This window comes from Pseudomonas sp. NFPP12, from assembly GCF_900103205.1.
GTDB lineage: Bacteria > Pseudomonadota > Gammaproteobacteria > Pseudomonadales > Pseudomonadaceae > Aquipseudomonas > Aquipseudomonas protegens.
Genome location: NZ_FMWW01000001.1, coordinates 619384 through 640775 on the forward strand (window position 1 = coordinate 619384; position 21392 = coordinate 640775).

General features: G+C 64.1%; 19 protein-coding genes. 16 read left to right on the forward strand and 3 right to left on the reverse strand.

The genetic code is table 11. The annotated features are described in order from the left end of the window. Positions 1 to 72: 72 nt before the first annotated feature. The gene (locus tag BLS75_RS02750) at positions 73 to 630 is read left to right on the forward strand and encodes an NADPH-dependent FMN reductase (RefSeq protein ID WP_011061571.1); all 558 of its coding nucleotides are present in this window, start codon (positions 73 to 75) and stop codon (positions 628 to 630) included. A 113-nt stretch (positions 631 to 743) separates the two neighbouring features. Next, positions 744 to 2030 (forward strand): arsenic transporter, encoded by a 1287-nt coding sequence (locus BLS75_RS02755; protein ID WP_072450205.1) that lies wholly within the window; start codon positions 744 to 746, stop codon positions 2028 to 2030. An 87-nt stretch (positions 2031 to 2117) separates the two neighbouring features. On the opposite strand, the gene BLS75_RS02760 is transcribed toward BLS75_RS02755, so the two are convergent. Then, positions 2118 to 3071 carry a DUF1853 family protein gene (locus BLS75_RS02760; protein ID WP_015635810.1) on the reverse strand — a complete coding sequence of 318 codons (954 nt, stop codon included), beginning with the start codon at positions 3069 to 3071 and terminating at the stop codon, positions 2118 to 2120. 162 nt (positions 3072 to 3233) lie between these two features. On the opposite strand from BLS75_RS02760, the gene BLS75_RS02765 reads away from it, so the two are divergent. From BLS75_RS02765 to pepN, 6 genes are read left to right on the forward strand one after another with little or no spacing between them, the layout of a single operon-like run. After that, complete coding sequence (locus BLS75_RS02765; protein WP_007920913.1) at positions 3234 to 4124, forward strand: NAD(+) kinase; 891 nt, start codon at positions 3234 to 3236, stop codon at positions 4122 to 4124. After that, positions 4121 to 5095, forward strand: coding sequence for a metallophosphoesterase (locus tag BLS75_RS02770; RefSeq protein ID WP_169891843.1), 975 nt, complete (start codon positions 4121 to 4123; stop codon positions 5093 to 5095). Before BLS75_RS02765 ends, BLS75_RS02770 begins: the two co-directional genes overlap by 4 nt. After that, positions 5092 to 5958, forward strand: coding sequence for a rhomboid family intramembrane serine protease (locus BLS75_RS02775; protein WP_072450206.1), 867 nt, complete (start codon positions 5092 to 5094; stop codon positions 5956 to 5958). Before BLS75_RS02770 ends, BLS75_RS02775 begins: the two co-directional genes overlap by 4 nt. 15 nt (positions 5959 to 5973) lie before the next feature. Continuing rightward, positions 5974 to 6234, forward strand: a complete 261-nt coding sequence (locus BLS75_RS02780) for a YeaC family protein (protein ID WP_011061566.1) — start codon at positions 5974 to 5976, stop codon at positions 6232 to 6234. After that, positions 6231 to 7061, forward strand: coding sequence for a DUF2797 domain-containing protein (locus BLS75_RS02785; RefSeq protein WP_041118465.1), 831 nt, complete (start codon positions 6231 to 6233; stop codon positions 7059 to 7061). Before BLS75_RS02780 ends, BLS75_RS02785 begins: the two co-directional genes overlap by 4 nt. Positions 7062 to 7073: 12 nt before the next feature. Next, positions 7074 to 9731, forward strand: a complete 2658-nt coding sequence (gene pepN, locus BLS75_RS02790; protein ID WP_072450207.1) for an aminopeptidase N — start codon at positions 7074 to 7076, stop codon at positions 9729 to 9731. A 150-nt stretch (positions 9732 to 9881) separates the two neighbouring features. On the opposite strand, the gene BLS75_RS02795 is transcribed toward pepN, so the two are convergent. Further along, the gene (locus BLS75_RS02795; protein WP_072450208.1) at positions 9882 to 11543 is read right to left on the reverse strand and encodes a SulP family inorganic anion transporter; all 1662 of its coding nucleotides are present in this window, start codon (positions 11541 to 11543) and stop codon (positions 9882 to 9884) included. Between the two features lie 346 nt (positions 11544 to 11889). On the opposite strand from BLS75_RS02795, the gene BLS75_RS02800 reads away from it, so the two are divergent. The 8 genes from BLS75_RS02800 to BLS75_RS02830 all read left to right on the forward strand — a co-directional run bounded on the left by BLS75_RS02800 (position 11890) and on the right by BLS75_RS02830 (position 18226). Further along, positions 11890 to 12939: a WD40/YVTN/BNR-like repeat-containing protein gene (locus BLS75_RS02800; RefSeq protein ID WP_011061562.1), complete on the forward strand. Its 1050-nt coding sequence runs from the start codon at positions 11890 to 11892 to the stop codon at positions 12937 to 12939. Positions 12940 to 12971: 32 nt separating this feature from the next. Then, positions 12972 to 15347: an efflux RND transporter permease subunit gene (locus BLS75_RS02805; RefSeq protein ID WP_011061561.1), complete on the forward strand. Its 2376-nt coding sequence runs from the start codon at positions 12972 to 12974 to the stop codon at positions 15345 to 15347. Between the two features lie 214 nt (positions 15348 to 15561). Further along, the gene (locus BLS75_RS02810; RefSeq protein ID WP_072450209.1) at positions 15562 to 15855 is read left to right on the forward strand and encodes a DUF5629 family protein; all 294 of its coding nucleotides are present in this window, start codon (positions 15562 to 15564) and stop codon (positions 15853 to 15855) included. Beyond that, positions 15842 to 17020, forward strand: coding sequence for a lactonase family protein (locus BLS75_RS02815; protein WP_072450210.1), 1179 nt, complete (start codon positions 15842 to 15844; stop codon positions 17018 to 17020). Before BLS75_RS02810 ends, BLS75_RS02815 begins: the two co-directional genes overlap by 14 nt. 155 nt (positions 17021 to 17175) lie before the next feature. After that, the gene (locus BLS75_RS02820; protein ID WP_015635803.1) at positions 17176 to 17355 is read left to right on the forward strand and encodes a hypothetical protein; all 180 of its coding nucleotides are present in this window, start codon (positions 17176 to 17178) and stop codon (positions 17353 to 17355) included. A gap of 196 nt (positions 17356 to 17551) precedes the next feature. Then, positions 17552 to 17677 (forward strand): hypothetical protein, encoded by a 126-nt coding sequence (locus BLS75_RS32705; RefSeq protein WP_015635802.1) that lies wholly within the window; start codon positions 17552 to 17554, stop codon positions 17675 to 17677. 112 nt (positions 17678 to 17789) lie between these two features. Further along, on the forward strand, positions 17790 to 17969 hold the full coding sequence (locus BLS75_RS02825; RefSeq protein WP_041118455.1) for a hypothetical protein: 180 nt from the start codon (positions 17790 to 17792) through the stop codon (positions 17967 to 17969). Beyond that, the gene (locus tag BLS75_RS02830) at positions 17966 to 18226 is read left to right on the forward strand and encodes a hypothetical protein (protein WP_041118453.1); all 261 of its coding nucleotides are present in this window, start codon (positions 17966 to 17968) and stop codon (positions 18224 to 18226) included. Before BLS75_RS02825 ends, BLS75_RS02830 begins: the two co-directional genes overlap by 4 nt. A gap of 59 nt (positions 18227 to 18285) precedes the next feature. On the opposite strand, the gene BLS75_RS02835 is transcribed toward BLS75_RS02830, so the two are convergent. Continuing rightward, entirely contained in the window at positions 18286 to 21384 is a 3099-nt protein-coding gene (locus tag BLS75_RS02835; protein WP_015635799.1) for an efflux RND transporter permease subunit, read from the reverse strand. Between the last annotated feature and the right edge of the window lie 8 nt (positions 21385 to 21392).

Genomic DNA, 21392 nt, shown 5'->3' on the forward strand with positions numbered 1-21392 from the left:
GGTGGGGTAGCAGACATCACCTCGGGTCATCTATAACTAACACCTTCTTTACGCCAACGGTTGGAAACTCCCATGAGCAATGTCTACAAGGTCGCAGTACTGGTCGGCAGCCTGAGAAAGCAGTCCCTGAACCGCAAGGTCGCCCTGGCCCTGGCCGAGCTGGCGCCTGCCAGTCTCCAGCTGGACATCGTCGAGATCGGTGACCTGCCGCTCTACAACGAAGACATCGATGCCACGCCACCGGCGGCCTACACCCGTTTTCGCGAACAGATCAGCGGTGCCGACGCGGTGCTGTTCGTTACCCCGGAATACAACCGCTCGGTACCGGCGGCGCTGAAAAATGCCATCGACGTCGGCTCGCGGCCCTACGGTAAAAGTGCCTGGAGCGGCAAGCCGGGGGCGGTGATCAGCGTTTCTCCGGGGGCCATTGGCGGTTTTGGCGCCAACCACCACCTGCGCCAGTCCCTGGTGTTCCTCAATGTGCCCTGCATGCAGCAGCCCGAGGCCTACCTGGGTGGCGCCGGCTCGGCATTCGACGAGGCCGGCAAACTGTCCGAAGCAACCCGGCCGTTCCTGCAGGGCTTCATCAACGCCTACGGGCAGTGGGTAGAGCAGCAACGCAAGGCCTGATTCCCCACCATTCCCTGCTGTCGCAGGAGCCGGCTTGCCGGCGAAGAGGCCCTTGAGTCCCGTGGGGCGCCTTCGCCGGCAAGCCGGCTCCTGCATACTCAAGACCCACTCTCATGTTGATTGCCGTATCGATTTTCCTGCTGACCATTACCTTGGTGATCTGGCAGCCCAAGGGCCTGGGCGTTGGCTGGAGCGCCGTGTTCGGCGCAACCCTGGCGCTGTTGTTCGGGATGGTGCAATGGGCGGATATCCCGGTGGTCTGGCAGATCATCTGGAATGCCACCGGTACCTTTGTCGCGCTGATCATCATCAGCCTGCTGCTGGACGAGGCCGGGTTCTTTGCCTGGGCCGCGCTGCATGTGGCGCGCTGGGGGCGAGGGCGGGGCAGGCGGCTGTTTGCCTTCATGGTATTGCTGGGGGCGCTGGTCTCGGCACTGTTCGCCAATGACGGCGCCGCGCTGATCCTGACCCCCATCGTCATTTCCATGCTCCTGGCCTTGCGCTTTTCACCGGCCACGACCCTGGCCTTTGTCATGGGCGCGGGGTTCATTGCCGACACCGCGAGCCTGCCACTGGTGGTTTCGAACCTGGTGAACATCGTCTCCGCGGACTTCTTCAAGATTGGCTTCAACCGTTATGCGCTGGTGATGCTGCCGGTCAACCTGGTGAGCGTAGCCGCCACCCTGGTGGTGCTGCTGTGGTTCTTCCGCCGCGATATCCCGCTGGATTACGACCCCCGGCAACTGGCCGAGCCCGCCAGCGCCATCCATGACCGGGCGACCTTCATGGCCGGCTGGTGGGTGCTGCTGATCCTGCTGCTGGGCTGTTTTGCCCTGGAGCCGCTGGGCATTCCCATCAGCGCTATTTCCGCGGTGTGCGCGGCGCTGCTGCTGGCGATTGCCGCCCGCGGGCACCGGATCTCCACGCGCAAGGTGCTCAGGGAAGCGCCCTGGCAGATCGTGATTTTTTCCCTGGGCATGTACCTGGTGGTGTACGGCCTGCGCAATGCCGGGCTCACGGCGTACCTGGCCGGCTGGCTGGATGTCTTTGCCGGCGGCGGGATCTGGGGCGCGGCCCTGGGCACCGGGTTGCTCACGGCGGGCTTGTCATCACTGATGAACAATCTGCCGACAGTGCTGATCGGCGCCTTGTCCATCGATGCCAGCCAGGCCACGGGGGTGGTCAAGGACGCGATGATCTACGCCAACGTCATCGGCAGCGACCTGGGGCCGAAGATCACCCCCATCGGCAGCCTGGCGACCCTGCTCTGGCTGCATGTACTGGAGCGCAAGGGTATTCACATTGGCTGGGGGTACTACTTCCGGGTCGGCATCGTGCTGACGCTGCCGGTGTTGCTGGCGACCCTGGCGGCCCTGGCGCTGCGCCTGTCGCTGATGTAGGCGCCGGCTTGTCGGCGAACAGGCCCTTGAGTCCTGTGGTGCCCTTAGGGGCGTCTTCGCCGGCAAGCCCGCTCCTGCGGCAGATTGTCAGGAGGGCTGCGGGGGGACGTGGGGCCAGAGATCGGCCACCAGGAACAGGCGTTCGGCTTCTTCCCAGCCGCCTTCAGGGGTTTGCTCCAGGCGTACCAGCAACTGCGCCGGGGCCTGGGGGGCAAGTTCCGCCAGCCATTGCTGCAGTTGCGTGGCGGTCCAGGCCTGCTCGGCCGGGTAGTGGGCCGGCGCCAGCCAGGCGTGGCGGGGCAGGGGCTGCCAGCGCCCCGGGGCGCTCTGGGCGAAAAATGCCGGCCAGTCGCGCTGATGCAGCCAGCGCCCGCACAGGTGTTGCGGGTGGGCGCCCTGGGGCGGTTCGGCGCGACCCGGCCAGGGGTACAGCAGGTAGCCCCCCAGCCACAGGTGCGCGCTGAACTGGTGGATATCCAGTGCCGCCAGGGCTTCGCGGCTTTCGTCCCGGGCGGAAATCGGCAGTTGGTGCCCATCCAGGTGCGCCAGCTTGCGGTCCAGGCGGTCATGGCAGCCGGGGCCCAGCCATTGGGCGCTGTCCTGGCCATTGCCGGCCTGGGGGCCCAGGTACAGCTTGATCGCCAGTTCCAGGTGGTGCACGCCGTCACGGTCGCGCAGCAGCATGTCCAGTTCGCCCAGGGTGTGGCCGCCGCGGCGGATTGGCAGGTTGGCCGCCAGCAGCTCGACCCCGGGGGCGTGGCGGACGGCAAATTGCCAGAGGCGTTCGTAATACAGGCCCAGGCGCCGGGTCGGGCCTTCGGCCAGCCACTGGCGCAGTGCGCGGCTGTCCAGGTCCTGGCAGCGCAGCCAGTGGGCCAGCAGTTGCGGCGCCTGGACCCAGTCGCTGCCGGCGAGCGGGTGGCGCTGTGGCCAGGGCGTGTGGCTGAGCATCGGCGGCGCGAGGATGACCCAGGCGAGGTCGCGGACTTCAGGTTGACGCAACTGGCGGGGAAGGCCGAGCAGATCAGGGAACAGGAGCATCTTGCGAGCATAGACGCAAACCCGGGCCGATCGCGATAAATGCGTGCCACTCGCAGTTGCGGCAGGGCTGGCTAAGCCCGTGTGGCTGAAAGGATTTTGTCTAACGCCGGGTTTCGCCCATAATCCTCCGTTTCGCCCGTACCCGAACCCCGCAGGAGCCCCATGGAGCAATTTCGCAATATCGGCATTATCGGTCGCCTGGGCAGTTCCCAGGTGCTGGACACAGTTCGCCGACTGAAAAAGTTTCTGCTGGCGCGGCACCTGCACGTGATCCTTGAGGACACCATCGCCGAAGTGCTGCCCGGCCACGGCCTGCAGACTTCCTCGCGCAAGTTGCTGGGCGAGGTCTGCGACATGGTCATCGTGGTCGGTGGCGACGGCAGCCTGCTGGGCGCCGCCCGGGCCCTGGCGCGGCACAACATCCCGGTGCTGGGGATCAACCGCGGCAGCCTGGGCTTTCTCACCGACATCCGCCCCGACGAGCTGGAAGTCAAGGTCGCCGAGGTGCTGGACGGCCACTACCTGGTAGAGAACCGCTTCCTGCTGCAGGCCGAGGTGCGCCGCCATGCCGAGGCCATCGGCCAGGGCGATGCGCTGAACGATGTGGTGCTGCACCCGGGCAAGTCGACGCGGATGATCGAGTTCGAGATCTACATCGACGGCCAGTTCGTCTGCAGCCAGAAGGCCGACGGCCTGATCGTCGCCACGCCCACCGGTTCCACGGCCTACGCCCTGTCCGCCGGCGGGCCGATCATGCATCCCAAGCTGGATGCCATTGTGATTGTGCCGATGTACCCCCATACCTTGTCGGGAAGACCGATCGTGGTCGATGGCAACAGCGAGCTGAAAATCGTCGTGTCCAAAGATATGCAGATCTATCCGCAAGTTTCCTGTGACGGGCAGAACCATTTCACCTGTGCCCCGGGCGACACCATCACGGTCAGCAAGAAGGCGCAGAAACTGCGCCTGATCCACCCGCTGGACCACAACTACTACGAGGTCTGCCGGACCAAACTCGGCTGGGGCAGCCGGCTGGGCGGTGGAGGCGACTGATGCTCGATCCCGCGCGTAGCTACGACCTGATCGGTGACGTGCACGGTTGCGCCCTGACCCTGGAGCACTTGCTGGATCGGCTCGGTTATCACAAGCAGGCCGGCGTCTGGCGGCACCCGTCGCGCATGGCAGTGTTCCTCGGCGATATCATCGACCGCGGCCCGCGTATCCGTGAGTCCCTGCACATCGTCCACGACATGGTCGAGGCCGGTCAGGCCCTGTGCATCATGGGCAACCACGAGTTCAATGCCCTGGGCTGGAGCACTCCGGCGGCCGAAGGCAGCGGCAAGCAGTTCGTGCGCGAGCACACCCCGCGCCATGCCCGGCTGATCCACGAGACCCTGACCCAGTTCGAACAGCACCCGGGTGACTGGCACGATTTCCTGCAGTGGTTCTATGAGTTGCCGCTGTTCGTCGATGCCGGGCGCTTTCGCGTGGTGCACGCCTGCTGGGATGCCGGCCTGATCGCGCCGCTGCGCCAGCAGTACCCCAACGGCTGCATCGACCGCGAGTTCCTGCAGTCCGCGGCCGTTCCCGACAGCTTTGCCTGTACCGCCTTCGACCGCCTGCTGCGGGGCACCGACATGCGCCTGCCCCATGGCCTGACCATGACCAGCGGCGACGGCCTGACCCGCGCCTTCTTCCGTACCAAGTTCTGGGAAGACGACCCGCAGACCTACGGCGACATCGTGTTCCAGCCCGACGCCTTGCCCGAGCCTGTGGCCCGCACGCCGTTGTCCCCGGCCGAGAAGAACAGCCTGCTGCGTTATGGCGCCGAGGAACCGATGCTGTTCGTCGGGCACTACTGGCGCAGCGGCAAGCCGGCGCCGATCCGTCCCAACCTGGCGTGCCTGGACTACAGCGCGGTGCTCTACGGCAAGCTCGCCGCGTATCGGCTGGACCAGGAAACCCGCCTGGATCCGAATAAATTTGTCTGGGTCGACGTTGAACGGCCCGAGGTAGTGCGATGAGTGCGGTAGCGGTATTGCGCCTGCCCCTGGCGACGGACCTGAGCGGCTTCGTCAAGCTGCTGCAACGCATGCAGGTGCCTCACCGGGTCAGCGAGGAGGCGGGGGAGCAGGTGCTCTGGGTGCCGGAATCCATCAGCGAGGACGTGCGTGGCCTGTACCAGCGCTTTCCCCAGGGCGACCCCGAGCAGCAGCTGGACATTCCCCAGGCCGGTGCCCCGGCGCGCCCCGGCTTCGTCCAGCAACTGCGCAGCAGCCCGGTCACCGCGCTGATCCTGCTCTTGAGCCTGGCGGTATGCGGTATCACCTTGCTCGGCGACAACCTGCAGACCCTGAGCTGGTTCACCTTCCTCGAGTTCCGCGTGGTTGGCGACTACATCCAGTTCAGCTCCCTGGCCGACAGCCTGGCAGCGGGGCAGTGGTGGCGCCTGGTGACGCCGATGCTGATCCACTTCGGCTTCCTGCATATCGCCATGAACGGCATGTGGTACTGGGAGCTGGGGCGGCGCATCGAAATGCGCCAGGGCGGCATCAACCTGCTGGGCCTGACCCTGCTGTTCAGCCTGGTGTCGAATTACGCGCAGTACTACTTCAGCGGGCCGACCCTGTTCGGCGGCCTGTCCGGGGTGCTCTACGGCCTGCTCGGGCATTGCTGGATCTATCAATTGCTGGCCCCCAACCCCATCTACCGCCTGCCCCGGGGCGTGCTGGTGATGATGCTGGTGTGGCTGCTGCTGTGCCTGTCCGGGCTGGTCTCGATGATCGGTTTCGGTGAAATCGCCAACGCCGCCCACGTTGGCGGGTTGCTTATCGGATGCCTCACCGGCCTGTTGGGCGGCTTGTACAGCCGCCGACGGGCCCTTTAAACGCTGGAGTCTTGTATGTCGTCCTTTGTTGAAATGATCGAAAACATCACCCCCGAGATCTACCAGAGCCTGAAACTGGCGGTAGAGATCGGCAAATGGTCCGATGGCCGCAAGCTCACCGCCGAACAGCGTGAACTGTCCCTGCAGGCGATGATCGCCTGGGAAATGCAGAATCTGCCCGAGGATCAACGTACCGGCTACATGGGCCCGCAGGAATGCGCCTCGAAGTCGGCGCCGGTGCCGAACATCCTGTTCAAGTCGGATGCCATCCATTGATCGAGATTGGCCGCGGTTCCATCAGTAAAATGTCGGCGCGCCTTGACGGGTCGAACGTTGAATACGCTTTTCGCCTGGGCGACAGCGAGGTACCGGTCAACCCCTTGATCGGCACCACGCTGCGCCTGGAATACCTGGGTGCGATCCACTGCAGCCATTGCGGGCGCAAGACCAAGACCAGCTTCAGCCAGGGCTACTGCTACCCGTGCATGACCAAGCTGGCCCAGTGCGATATCTGCATCATGAGCCCGGAACGCTGCCACTACGACGCCGGTACTTGCCGCGATCCGTCATGGGGCGAGCAGTTCTGCATGACCGACCACGTGGTCTACCTGGCCAACTCGTCGGGGATCAAGGTCGGCATCACCCGCGCCACCCAACTGCCGACCCGCTGGCTCGACCAGGGGGCCAGCCAGGCGCTGCCGATCATGCGCGTGGCGACCCGCCAGCAATCGGGCTTCGTCGAAGACCTGTTCCGTTCCCAGGTGGCCGACAAGACCAACTGGCGCGCCTTGCTCAAGGGTGATGCCCAGGCGGTGGACCTGGTGGCAGTGCGCGAGCAGCTGTTCGCCGCCTGCGCCGAGGGCCTGTTGGCCCTGCAGGAGCGTTTCGGCCTGCAGGCGATCCAGCCGGTGACCGATATCGAGCCTCTGGAAATCCGCTATCCGGTCGTGGAGTACCCGACCAAGATCGTCAGCTTCAACCTGGACAAGAATCCGATCGCCGAAGGCACGTTGCTGGGGATCAAGGGCCAGTACCTGATCTTCGACACCGGCGTGATCAACATTCGCAAATACACGGCGTACCAGCTCGCCGTGCATCAGTAGAAGGAATTCGCCATGCGCACCGACCAACCGAAGATGATCTACCTGAAGGACTATCAGGCCCCCGAGTACCTGATCGACGAGACCCACCTGACCTTCGAGTTGTTCGAGGACCACAGCCTGGTCCATGCGCAGCTGGTGATGCGTCGCAACCCGGCCCGGGGCGCCGGCCTGCCGCCCCTGGTGCTGGACGGCCAGCAACTGGAACTGCTGTCGGTGAGCCTGTCCGATCAGGCCCTGAGTGCCAGCGACTACCAGCTGGACGACAGCCACCTGACCCTGCACCCGACCAGCGCCAGTTTCACCCTGGACACCAGCGTGAAGATCCACCCGGAAAGCAACACCGCCCTGGAAGGCCTGTACAAGTCCAGCGGCATGTTCTGCACCCAGTGCGAGGCCGAGGGCTTTCGCAAGATCACCTATTACCTCGACCGCCCGGACGTGATGAGCAAGTTCACCACCACCGTGGTCGCCGAGCAGCACAGCTACCCGGTGCTGCTGTCCAACGGCAACCCGATCGCCAGCGGCCCGGGAGAAGACGGCCGGCACTGGGCGACCTGGGAAGACCCGTTCATGAAACCGGCCTACCTGTTCGCCCTGGTGGCCGGAGACCTGTGGTGCGTGGAAGACAGCTTCCGCACCCAGAGCGGTCGCGACGTGGCGCTGCGCATCTATGTCGAGCCGGAAAACATCGACAAGTGCCAGCACGCGATGAACAGCCTCAAGAAGTCCATGCGCTGGGACGAAGAGACCTATGGCCGCGAGTACGACCTGGACATCTTCATGATCGTCGCGGTCAACGACTTCAACATGGGCGCCATGGAAAACAAGGGCCTGAACATCTTCAACTCCAGCGCCGTGCTGGCCCGTGCCGAAACCGCTACCGACGCCGCGCACCAGCGGGTCGAGGCCATCGTTGCCCACGAATACTTCCATAACTGGTCGGGCAACCGGGTGACCTGCCGCGACTGGTTCCAGCTGTCGCTCAAGGAAGGCTTCACAGTGTTCCGCGACGCCGGTTTCTCCGCGGACATGAACTCGGCCACGGTCAAGCGCATCCAGGACGTGGCGTACCTGCGGACCCACCAGTTCGCCGAAGACGCCGGCCCCATGGCCCACGCCGTGCGTCCGGAAAGCTTTATCGAGATCTCCAACTTCTACACCCTGACCGTGTACGAAAAGGGTTCGGAAGTTGTCGGCATGATCCACACCTTGCTCGGCGCCGAAGGCTTCCGCAAGGGCAGCGACCTGTACTTTGAGCGCCATGACGGCCAGGCCGTGACCTGCGACGACTTCGTCAAGGCCATGGAAGACGCCAACGGCGTCGATCTGACCCAGTTCAAGCGCTGGTACAGCCAGGCCGGTACGCCGCGGCTGGCGGTCAGCGAGTCCTACGACGCAGCGGCGAAAACCTACAGCCTGACCTTCCGCCAGAGCTGCCCGCAAACCCCGGACAAGGTCGAGAAACTGCCGTTCGTGATTCCGGTGGCCCTGGGCCTGCTCGATAGCACCGGTGCCGACATGGCCTTGCGCCTGGCTGGTGAAGCCGCCGCCCAGGGCTCGTCCCGCGTGTTGTCGGTGACCGAGGCCGAGCAGACCTTTACCTTCGTCGACATCGCCGAACATCCGCTGCCCTCGCTGCTGCGGGGGTTCTCGGCTCCGGTGAAGCTGAGCTTCCCCTACAACCGTGACCAGCTGATGTTCCTCATGCAGCACGACAGCGACGGTTTCAACCGCTGGGACGCCGGCCAGCAATTATCGGTGCAGGTGTTGCAGGAACTGATCGCCCAGCACCAACAGGGCCGGGCGCTGGTGATGGACGAACGTCTGGTGGCTGCCCTGGGCACTGTGCTCGCCGATGACAGCCTGGATCAGGCCATGGTCGCCGAAATGCTGTCCCTGCCGGGCGAGGCCTACCTCACCGAGATCAGCGAAGTGGCGGATGTCGAGGCGATCCACGCGGCTCGCGAGTTTGCCCGTCAGCAACTGGCTGACAGTCTGTTCGATGCCCTGTGGAAGCGCTATCAGGCCAATCGGCAGGTGTCCAAGGCCACCGCCTATGTGGCCGAGTCCGAGCATTTTGCCCGTCGCGCGCTGCAGAACATCGCCCTGTCGTACCTGATGCTGACCCACAAGCCCGAGGTACTGGCTGCGGCCATCGAACAGTTCGACAGCGCCGACAACATGACCGAGCGCCTGACCGCCCTGGCGGTCCTGGTCAACTCGCCGTTCGAGGCCGAGAAGGCCAAGGCCCTAGAAGTATTCGCCGAGAACTTCAAGGACAACGCCCTGGTCATGGACCAATGGTTCAGCGTGCAGGCCGGCAGCCCGTTGCCTGGTGGCCTGGAGCGGGTCAAGGCACTGATGCAGCACCCGGCGTTCAACATCAAGAACCCGAACAAGGTGCGGGCGCTGGTGGGGGCGTTTGCCGGGCAGAACCTGATCAACTTCCACGCCGCCGATGGTTCGGGCTATCGCTTCCTGGCGGACCTGGTGATCCAGCTCAACGGCTTCAACCCGCAGATTGCCTCGCGGCAACTGGCGCCGCTGACCCGCTGGCGCAAATACGACAGTGCCCGCCAGGCACTGATGAAAGGCGAACTGGAGCGCATCCGCACCTCCGGCGAGCTGTCCAGCGATGTGTTCGAGGTGGTGAGCAAAAGCCTCGCCTGAGGCTTGTATCGCCCCCGGCATCGCCTTCGCTGGCAAGCCAGCTCCTACGGACCCAAACCACCGCATATCCCCCGTAGGAGCCGGCTTGCCGGCGAAGAGGCCCTCAAGCCTTGTACCGCCCTCGGCATCCCTTCGCTGGCAAGCCAGCTCCTACGAGAGCGGTGGTGGCGAGGCAGGGGGGATTTGGCTCTGTAGCGCTTCGCTCAAGTCGCGGTGATAGTTCTGCGCGCCGATGGCGTGCAGGATGCCGACCCGCTCCAGCTTGCCGTGCACCTTGAGGTTGGCTTCGCACAGCTTCACCACAATCGCGCGCTTATGCAGCTGGCCTATCACTTCTTCCAGGGTCTGCAGCCCGGTAATGTCCATGAACGGCACATGCTTGAGGCGGATGATCAGCACCTGCGGGTCGCTGTGGGTCTGGGCCAGGGCCCGTTCGAAGGTCTCCGCGGCGCCAAAGAACAACGGCCCTTCGATGGTGTAGATCAGCACGCCCGGTGGCAGGTGCTGCTGGCCACTGCGGTGCAGTTCCTGCTGCAGATCCTGTTCCACCACCTGTTGCACTTCCACCGAGGAGGCCATGCGCCGCAGAAAATGCAGCATGGCCAGGACCACGCCGATGTTCACCGCGATCACCAGGTCGCTGAACACGGTCAGCACAAAGGTGCACAGCAGGATCGCCACATCGGCCCGGGGGGCCCGTTGTAGCATGCGCTTGAAGTGGTGCAGCTCGCTCATGTTGTAGGCCACCACGAACAGGATCGCCGCCAGGGCGCACAGCGGAATGTTCGCTGCCAGCGGCGCCAGGAACAGGATGATCAGCAGCAGCACCAGGGCATGGACGATACCGGCCAGCGGGCTGCTGCCGCCGTTGCGGATATTGGTGGCGGTACGGGCAATGGCGCCGGTGGCGGCGAAACCGCCGAACAGCGGGGTGACCAGGTTGGCGATGCCCTGGCCCATCAGTTCCTGGTTGGAGTCATGGCGGGTGCCAGCCATGCCATCGGCCACCACCGCCGACAGCAGCGATTCGATGGCCCCGAGCATGGCGATGGCGAAGGCCGGGCCGATCAGGTCCAGGACCTGCGGCAGGCTGACCTCTGGAAACTGCAACGCCGGCAAGCCCTGGGGAATGCCACCGAAGGCACTGCCAATGGTGGCCACGCCCTGGAACTGGAACAGCGACTGCAAGGCCGTGGCCAGGGTCATGGCCAGCAGGGGGGCCGGCAAACGCTTGAGCTGGGGGATGCGCGGCACCCATAGCAGCAGCGCCAGGCTCAGCAGGGCCAGCAGGGTGGTGGTCAGGTGCAGTTGGGGCAGGGCTTGCAGCAGGTGCCAGAGTTTCTGATGAAAGTGCTCGCCGCTGACCGCGGGCAGGCCGAAGAAATCCTTCCACTGGCTGACCCAGATGATTACCCCGATACCGGCGGTGAAACCCAGGATCACCGGGTCCGGGATGAACTTGATCAGGGCGCCCAGGCGGCTGATGCCCAGCAGGAACAGGATCAACCCGGCCATCAGGGTCGCCAGTTGCAGGCCGCCGACCCCGTATTGGGCGGTGACCCCGGCGAGGATCACGATAAAGGCCCCGGTGGGCCCGGCGATCTGCACCCGGCTGCCGCCGAACAGCGACACCAGCAGGCCGCCGACGATGGCGGTGTAGATGCCCTGTTCGGGCTTGACCCCGGAGGCGATGGCGAAGGCCATGGCCAGGGGCAGCGCCACCACTGCGACAATCACCCCGGACACCAGGTTGCGGCCCCAGTGCGCACGTCCCAGCAATCCGGCTTTCCACGCCTCGCGTATGGCAATCATGGCTCTGTCCTGAAGTCTGTCCGGCTCATCATAGCCCCGGCCGGGGAGTGTCGGCCCCTGTCCTGGATCAGGCTTTGTCCCACTGTCGCGCAGACGCGGCCTAGACACATCCATCAGTCTTGCGAATGGCCGATCATGCAGGGTTTTGGCAGGGGCTGATGGTTAACAAAAGATAACGTGGCGTCGATTGTCAGACCTTTCCAAAGCCCGATAGGATAGCCCGCAGCCGAAGGGGCTCTAGATTGCAGTTTCCAGGACGATCGTCATGATCGCCCAGGCCTGCGCAGCCCCCTCAAGGCGCCCTGAGAGGTTGAATGACCTGACAATAATAATGGGGGAATGGTCTATGAGTGAGCCTGTCATGGGTGTGGTTGTTGGCCGCCCGCCGGCGCTGCGCACGTTCGCACTGTTGGCTACAGCGCTCTCGCTGTTGGGCGTCGTGACGCTGTCGACGCCAGTCCTGGCCGCTGCCACTGCAGCGGATTCTGTCTATTCCATCGAATCGCCCAAGGCGGCGAAAAGCCTGATGCTCGATGTGGTCCACGCCGGCAAGCGCCTGGTGGCGGTGGGCGATCGCGGGCACATTCTCTATTCCGACGACCAGGGCCAGACCTGGGTCCAGGCCAAGGTGCCGACCCGGCAACTGCTGACGGCGGTTTACTTCGTCGATGATAAGCGCGGCTGGGCGGTGGGCCACGATGCCCAGGTCCTGGCCAGCAGCGACGGCGGTGCCACCTGGACCCGGCAGTTCCAGGACCTCAAGCGCGAGGCACCCTTGCTCGATGTATGGTTCAAGGACACCCAGACCGGCTACGCCGTGGGCGCCTACGGGGCCCTGCTGGAAACCAGCGATGGCGGCCAGCATTGGGAGGACGTCAGCGACCGCCTCGACAACGAGGACCAGTTCCACCTCAACGCCATTGCCCAGGTCAAGGATTCGGGGCTGTTCATTGTCGGTGAGCAGGGCAGCATGTTCCGCTCCGCCGATGACGGGCAGACCTGGGAGCGCCTCGAAGGCCCCTATGAAGGCTCCTTGTTCGGCGTGATCGGCACCGGCCAGCCGGCCACTCTGCTGGTCTATGGCCTGCGCGGCAATCTCTACCGCTCCACGGATTTCGGCAGCACCTGGGAACAGGTGGAGTTGAACGCCGCCCGTGGCGCCCTGGAGTTCGGCCTGTCGGGGGCGACCTTGCTGGACGATGGCTCGCTGGTGATCGTCGGCAACGGCGGCAGCGTGATCCGCAGCACCGACCACGGCCAGACCTTCAGCGTATTCAACCGTGCGGACCGCATCTCGCTGTCGGCGGTCACCGCTGCCGGCAACGGCGACCTGATCCTGGCCGGGCAGGGCGGTGTACGGGTTTCTGCAGCAACGGGCGCTGAACTCGGCCAATAAGCCGGGCACATAATAAGAAGGTGGGGAATTCCATGAGCAGTCATCACCAGGACAAGGCGAACTTTCTTGAGCGCCTGATTTTCAATAACCGCCCGGCAGTGATCTTCATCTGCTTGCTGGTCAGCGCTTTCCTGTTCTGGCAGGCGACCCTGATCCGGCCGTCCACCAGCTTCGAGAAGATGATCCCGCTCAAGCACCCGTTCATCGAGCGGATGATGGAGCACCGCAACGACCTGGCGAACCTGGGCAACACCGTGCGCATCTCGGTGGAGGCCCGCGACGGCGACATCTTCACCAAGGACTACATGGAAACCCTGCGGCAGATCAACGACGAGGTGTTCTACATCTCCGGCGTCGATCGCTCCGGGCTCAAGTCGCTGTGGAGCCCCAGCGTGCGCTGGACCGAAGTGACCGAAGAGGGCTTCGCCGGCGGCGAGGTGATTCCCCAGAGCTACAACGGTTCGGCCGACAGCCTCGAACAGCTGCGCAACAACGTGCTCAAGTCCGGCCAGGTCGGGCGTCTGGTGGCCAACGACTTCAAGTCCAGCATCGTCGATATCCCGCTGCTGGAGTCCTACCCGGACCCGCAGGACCAGGGCAAGCTGCTGGCCCTGGACTATCAGAAATTCTCCCACCAGTTGGAAGAGAAGATCCGCGACAAGTTCGAGGCGCAGAACCCCAATGTGAAGATCCACATCGTCGGCTTCGCCAAGAAGGTCGGCGACCTGATCGACGGCCTGATCATGGTGGTGATGTTCTTCGGCGTGGCCTTCATCATCACCCTGGTGCTGCTGTACTGGTTCACCTGGTGCATCCGCAGCACCATCGCGGTATTGATCACCACCCTGGTGGCGGTGGTCTGGCAACTGGGCCTGATGCACGCCTTCGGTTTTGGCCTGGACCCGTATTCAATGCTGGTGCCGTTCCTGATCTTCGCCATCGGCATTTCCCACGGGGTGCAGAAGATCAACGGCATCGCCTTGCAGTCCAGTGATGCCGACAATGCCCTGACCGCGGCGCGGCGCACCTTCCGCCAGCTGTTCCTGCCGGGGATGATCGCGATCCTCGCCGACGCCGTGGGCTTCATCACCTTGCTGATCATCGATATCGGGGTGATCCGCGAGCTGGCTATCGGTGCCTCCATCGGTGTGGCGGTGATCGTGTTCACCAACCTGATCCTGCTGCCGGTGGCGATTTCCTACGTCGGCATCAGTAAGCGCGCCATCGAACGCAGCAAGAAGGACGCTTCCCGCGAGCATCCGTTCTGGCGCCTGCTGTCTAACTTTGCCAGCCCCAAAGTCGCGCCGATTTCCATCGCCCTGGCCCTGGTGGCCTTTGCCGGCGGCCTCTGGTACAGCCAGAACCTGAAGATCGGCGACCTCGACCAGGGCGCCCCGGAGCTGCGTCCCGATTCGCGCTACAACAAGGACAACAACTTCATCATCAGCAATTACTCCACCAGCTCCGACGTGCTGGTGGTGATGGTCAAGACCGCGGCCGAAGGCTGCTCGCGCTATGAGGCCATGGCGCCGATCGACGAGTTGATGTGGAAGATGCAGAACACCGAGGGCGTTCAGTCGGCGATTTCCCTGGTGACCGTGTCCAAGCAGATGATCAAGGGCATGAACGAGGGCAACCTGAAGTGGGAAACCCTGTCGCGCAACCCTGACGTGCTGAACAACTCCATTGCCCGGGCCGACGGCCTGTACAACAACAACTGCTCCCTGGCGCCGGTGCTGGTGTTCCTCAACGACCACAAGGCCGCGACCCTGGATCGCGCGGTGCATGCGGTGCAGGAGTTCGCCACGCAGCACAACAAGGACGGCCTGGAGTTCATCCTCGCCGCCGGTAACGCCGGGATCGAGGCCGCGACCAACGAGGTGATCAAGGAGTCCGAGCTGACCATCCTGATCCTGGTCTACATCTGCGTGGCCGGCATGTGCATGATCACCTTCCGCTCCTGGGCGGCGACCCTGTGCATCGTCCTGCCACTGGTGCTGACGTCGGTGCTGGGCAACGCGCTGATGGCCTTCATGGGCATCGGGGTCAAGGTGGCGACCCTTCCGGTGGTGGCGCTGGGGGTGGGCATCGGCGTGGACTACGGCATCTATATCTACAGCCGCCTGGAGAGCTTCCTGCGGGCCGGCCTGCCGCTGCAGGAGGCCTACTACCAGACCCTGCGCTCCACCGGCAAGGCCGTGCTGTTCACCGGCCTGTGCCTGGCCATCGGCGTGTGCACCTGGATCTTCTCGGCCATCAAGTTCCAGGCCGACATGGGCCTGATGCTGACCTTCATGCTGCTGTGGAACATGTTCGGTGCCCTGTGGCTGCTGCCGGCCCTGGCGCGGTTCCTGATCAAGCCGGAGAAGCTGGCGGGGCAGAAGGGCAACTCGCTGTTCGCCCACTGATCCCGTTGCATGAGTACTCAGCCGCACCCTCGGGTGCGGCTTTTTCATGCCCGGTGTTCCGAGGGAAAAGCGGGTGGTGCTGAAGAACCGGGCCGCCCCGGCAGCGCCTGTCGGAGGATGTATCCGGGGCAGTCGCTTGCGCGGCGCAATGCTGGCCCAACCCGGCAACGCCAATCAGCTATCATTGCGCCTTTCCATCTGATGACTGATCGCTATGACCGCTGCTACCGACACCTTGCTCTGCGCCCTTGAAGCCTGCGACATGCTGGAAATCGACGGCCTGCACGCTTTCGATTTCACCCTCGACGAGCAGCGCCTGCTGATCGAGTGCATGGACGGCCGCGCGGCCAAGCGCTGGGGCTTTACCCTGGCCCAGGTCCAGGCCGCGACCTTCGACCAGGACTTGCAGAGCTGGACCCTGGCAGGCGACTCCGGTGAGCACCGCCTGGTGTGCATGAGCGCGTTCAGTGCCCGCGACGAAGAGGAAGGTGAACATGAAGATGCGTAATTTCTGGCCCCTGCTGATGGCCGGCAGTGTCGGTGCCATGGCGGTCCACGCCGCGCCGGCCACCGAAACCCATGAGCTGCTGGTGGGGTCCTATACCCAGGGCCAGAGCCAGGGTCTGTACCGCCTGCAATTCAATGAGCGCACCGGGCAGATCGACCCCAAGCCGCTGCAGGTGGTGAAGAGCTCCAACCCGTCCTGGCTGACCTTGTCCAAGAACCTCAAGTTCGTCTTCGCGGTGAATGAGAACAGCCCGGGGCAGGCCGACCCCATCGGTCGTGTCAGCAGCTACAGCCTGGCGCCGAAAACCCATCAACTGAGCCTGATCAACCAGGTGCAGAGCCAGGGTAACGAGCCCACCCATTCCAGCCTGAGTGCCGACGGCAACTACCTGTTCGTCAGCAACTATTCGGTGGATGTGGATCCGGGCGGCAGCCTGGCGGTGGTGCCGGTCAGCGATGACGGTCATTTGTCGCCGGTGGTGCAGCTCACCAGTCATCCGGCCAGCCGGGTCGACCCCGAGCGCCAGCAATCGGCCCACGTGCATTCGTCGGTGCCGTCCCCGGACGGCAAGTTCCTGTTCGCCAACGACCTGGGTGCGGACAAGATCTTCGTCTATCGCTATGACCCCAAGGCCAATGCGGAACACCCGCTGAGCCCGGCCGATCCGGCCTTCGTCCAGCTGCCGCCGGGCAGCGGCCCGCGGCACCTGCTGTTCAGCGCCGATGGCAAGCATGCCTACCTGACCATGGAAATGAGCGCTCAACTGGCGGTATTCGACTACCAGGACGGCAAGCTGACTCAGCGTCAGATGCTCGACCTGGCGGCCAACGGCTCCAAGGAGAAAAAGGCCGCCGCGGCCTTGCATGCTTCCAAGGACGGCCAGTACCTGTATGTCAGCAACCGGGGCACCGCCAACCAGTTGCTGGTATTTGCCATCGACCCGGCCAATGGCCAGCTCAAGGAAATCCAGCGGCGTTCGGTGGAAGGTGATCACCCACGGGAGTTCAGCCTCGACCCGAGCAACCGCTATGTGCTGATCGGCAACCAGAAAAGCAACGAGATCGTGGTGATCGAGCGCGACGCCAAGACCGGTTTCCTGGGCAAGACCGTGCAGAAACTGCCGTTCGATTCCCCAAGCGATATCAAATTCCTGGTGCGTCAATAGACCGCAGGCCCCGGCATCCGGGGCCTGACTCCTTCTATTAACGACGCTGATAATGGCTACTGCCGCAAAGAATTTTTTCCCGCCAACCCTCGGGAGTAAGTTTGCTTCACGGCCCACACGGGCAAGCAAGCCAACTGAATACGAGGGTTACCGCCATGAACTTCAATCTCTTCTCCGTGATCGCAGCCTCCGCCATTTCCGCCACCGTGGCACTGCCTGCCAGCGCCAGCGTGGAAATCAGCCAGAAGAAATCCAGCACCAACACCTACACCCAGAAGTACCTGCAACAAAGCGCCAACTTCTACGCCGCCCTGGATCACAAAGCCCAGCAATGAGCGCTCCGGATCACCCCGCAAGCAGCAAACCCAAGGTATGCAGGAGCGAAGTCACTGAAGCAGTGATGTCGCTCCTGCATCACCTGTTTGCGACTTATTCTTCCCGCCAGGCAAATTTTGCTTGGTAGTGTCATATAGCCATGTGTTTAAATTTGACGCTGAATTATTGACTCTTTCCCGAGCAAGGATCGATAGCATGGTGATGCGTCTGACCGTGGTTCTGCTGTTGCTCTACTCCACCCCCATCCTGTCCTCTGCCCAGCCTGTCGAAGGCGAGCCGGAGACTTCCCGCGAGCGTCTGACCAGCCTGTTGCAGGACTGAGACGCGAGTTTAAAGCATCAAGAAAATTGATGATGGCTATGGATATAAACGTCTTTTTACTGGCGTTTGATTGATAGATCCTCTGGGCACGAAAACGCCTCAGGAGATCACCATGGCCCGTTCGATCCTCAGTTCCGCCAAGCACGGCGCCTACCTGGCGCTGGGGCTTTATCTGCTTCTGATGCTCTGGGCCAGCCTGGCTGCGGGCCTGCCGAGCGCTGCGTTGATTGATTCCGGCGCGGCAAGCGGCCAGGGCCCGGTACTCCATGCCGAAGCGGGGAGACGGCCATGAAAGGGCGCCGTCTGATGATCACCGCCTTCCTCGCGTTCTTCACCAATGGCACCAGCCTGCTGGGGCTGGGCCAGGGTTCGGCCGGAGCATTGGCGCGGGCCATCGAATGCAATCACCAGATCGCCCATCACAGCCAGGCGGCCAAGGCTCCGGCGTTGCTGGCGGGCAATCCACCGGGCAAATCCGCTGCGGCCTTTCCCGGGCCTTTCGCCCTGGATTGCCCACAGGCACGGGTATGCCCGGCCATGGCGGCCTGAGACGAGAAGAGGGGGCAAGAGAAGAAGGGGCCCCGGAACCGGGACCCCATGCAGCGATGTCAGTCCTTGGACGAACCGCGTTTCACCAGTTTCATCACCACCACGAAGAACACCGGCACGAAGATCACTGCCAGGGTTGCGGTGATCATGCCGCCGATCACCCCGGTACCGATCGCCTGCTGGCTGGCGGAGCTGGCGCCGGTGGCGATGGCCAGGGGCACCACGCCGAGGATGAACGCCAGCGAGGTCATGACGATGGGGCGCAGGCGCAGGCGTGCAGCCTGCACCGTGGCATCGATCAGATCATGGCCTTCGTCGTACAGGCTCTTGGCGAACTCGATGATCAGGATCGCGTTCTTCGCCGACAGGCCGATGATGGTGATCAGGCCGACCTTGAAGAACACGTCGTTGGGCATGCCGCGCAGGCTCACCGCCAGCACTGCGCCCAGTACCCCCAGGGGCACCACCAGCAGCACCGAAGTGGGAATCGACCAGCTCTCGTAGAGCGCCGCCAGGCACAGGAACACGATCAGCAGCGACAGGCCCAGCAGCATCGGCGCCTGGCTGCCGGAGAGCCGTTCCTGGAGTGACAGGCCGGTCCATTCCAGGCCCAGCCCGGTGGGCAACTGCGCCACCAGCCGTTCGATTTCCTGCATGGCTTCACCGGTACTGTGGCCAGGGGCCGGCTCGCCGGAGACGGCAATGGCCGGGTAGCCGTTGTAGCGGGTCAGTTGCGCCGGGCCCAGGCTCCAGCTGGCGCGGACGAAGGCCGACAGCGGCACCATCTTGCCGGCGCTGTTGCGCACGTTCAGGCGCAGCAAGTCTTCGACCTGGCTGCGCTGGTCGCCTTCGGCCTGGATCACCACCCGCTGCATCCGCCCCTGGTTGGGGAAGTCGTTGACGTAGGACGACCCCAGGGCGGTGGACAGCAGGCTGCCGATATCGGCAAAGGACACGCCCAGGGCGTTGGCCTGCTTGCGGTCGACCTCCAGTTGCACCTGCGGCGCTTCGGCCAGGGCACTTTCCCGGACGTTGGCCAGGATCGGGCTCTTTTCCGTGGCCTTGAGCAGCTCGTCCCGGGCCTGCATCAGGGCCGCGTGGCCGACGCCGCCACGGTCCTGCAGGCGGAACTCGAAGCCGCTGGAGGTGCCCAGGCCATCGATCGGCGGCGGCAGCACGGCGTACACCACGGCATCCTTGATCGCGCCAAGGGCGGCGTTGGCGCGGTCGGCGATGGACATCGCCGAATCCTCGCTGCCCCGTTGCGACCAGTCCTTGAGCGTGGTGAAGGCCAGCGCGGCGTTCTGCCCGTTACCCGAGAAGCTGAAGCCGAGAATGATGGTGCTGTCGCCGACTCCCGGTTCGCTGGCGTTGTGCGCTTCGATCTGCTCCACCACCTTGATCGTGCGGTTCTGGCTGGCACCAGGTGGCAGCTGGATGTCGGTGATGGTGTAGCCCTGGTCCTCCACGGGCAGGAAGGAGGAGGGCAGGCGGCTGAACAGCAGCGCCATGATCGCCAGCAGCGCCAGGTAGATCAGCAGGTAGCGGCCGGTACGCTTGAGGGCATAGGTCACGCCGCCCTGATAGCTGTCGCTCAGGCGTTCGAAGCGCCGGTTGAACCAGCCGAAGAACCCCGTGCGTTCATGGTGTTCGCCCGCCGCGATGGGCTTGAGCAGGGTGGCGCACAGGGCCGGGGTCAGGGTCAGGGCGAGGAACGCCGAGAACAGGATCGAGGTGGCCATGGACAGCGAGAACTGCTGGTAGATCACCCCCACCGAGCCGGGCATGAAGGCCATGGGGATGAACACCGCCACCAGCACCAGGGTGATGCCGATGATGGCCCCGGTGATCTGCTGCATCGCCTTGCGCGTGGCTTCCTTGGGCGACAGGCCTTCGGAGGCCATGATCCGCTCGACGTTCTCCACCACCACGATGGCATCGTCCACCAGGATGCCGATGGCCAGCACCATGCCGAACATGGTCAGCACGTTGATCGAGAACCCCAGGGCCAGCATGGTGGCGAAGGTGCCCATCAGGGCCACGGGCACCACCAGGGTGGGGATCAGGGTGTAGCGGATGTTCTGCAGGAACAGGAACATCACCAGGAACACCAGCACCATGGCTTCGGCCAGGGTGTAGAGCACCTTGGTGATCGAGACCTTGACGAAGGGCGAGGTGTCGTAGGGGATCTTGTATTCCACGCCGGCCGGGAAATAGCGCGACAGCTCGTCCATCTTGGCGCGGATCAGGGTCGCGGTATTCAACGCGTTGGCCCCGGGGGACAACTGCACGCCCACCGCGGTGGACGGCTTGCCGTTCAGGCGGGTGCCGTACTGGTATTCCTGGCTGCCGACTTCCACCCGGGCCACATCGCCGATGCGTACCGTGGAGCCGTCGGGGTTGGCCCGCAGGACGATATCGGCAAACTCTTCAGGGCTGGAAAGCTGGCCCTTGACCAGGATGGTCGCGGTGATTTCCTGGCTGGCGGGGTTGGGCAGGTCGCCGATGCTGCCGGCCGGAACCTGGGCGTTCTGCGCCGCCACCGCGGCGTTGACGTCGGCCGGGGTCAGGTTGAAACCGATCAGTTTCTGCGGGTCGAGCCAGATCCGCATGGCCCGCTCGGCACCGTACAACTGGGCCTTGCCGACGCCATCGAGGCGGCGGATCTCGTTCATCACGTTGCGCGCCAGGTAGTCGCTGAGGGCGACATCGTTCAGGCGGCCGTCACTGGAGGTCAGGGTGATCAGCAAGAGGAAGCCGGCGGAAACTTTCTCCACTTGCAGGCCCTGCTGGGTCACCGCCTGGGGCAGGCGCGGCTCCACCGCCTTGAGACGGTTCTGCACGTCCACCTGGGCCAGTTCCGGGTTGGTACCCGGCTGGAAGGTGGCGGTGATGGTGGCGCTGCCGAGGCTGCTCTGGGACGAGAAGTACAGCAGGTGGTCGGCACCGTTGAGCTCCTGCTCGATCAGGCTGACCACCGATTCGTCCAGGGTCTGTGCCGAGGCGCCCGGGTAGGCGGCGTAGATCTCGATCTGCGGCGGGGCCACGGTGGGGTATTGCGCCACCGGCAGTTGGGGGATCGCCAGGGCGCCGGCCAACAGGATGAAGAAGGCGACCACCCAGGCGAATACCGGGCGGTCAATAAAGAATTGCGGCATGTGTACTA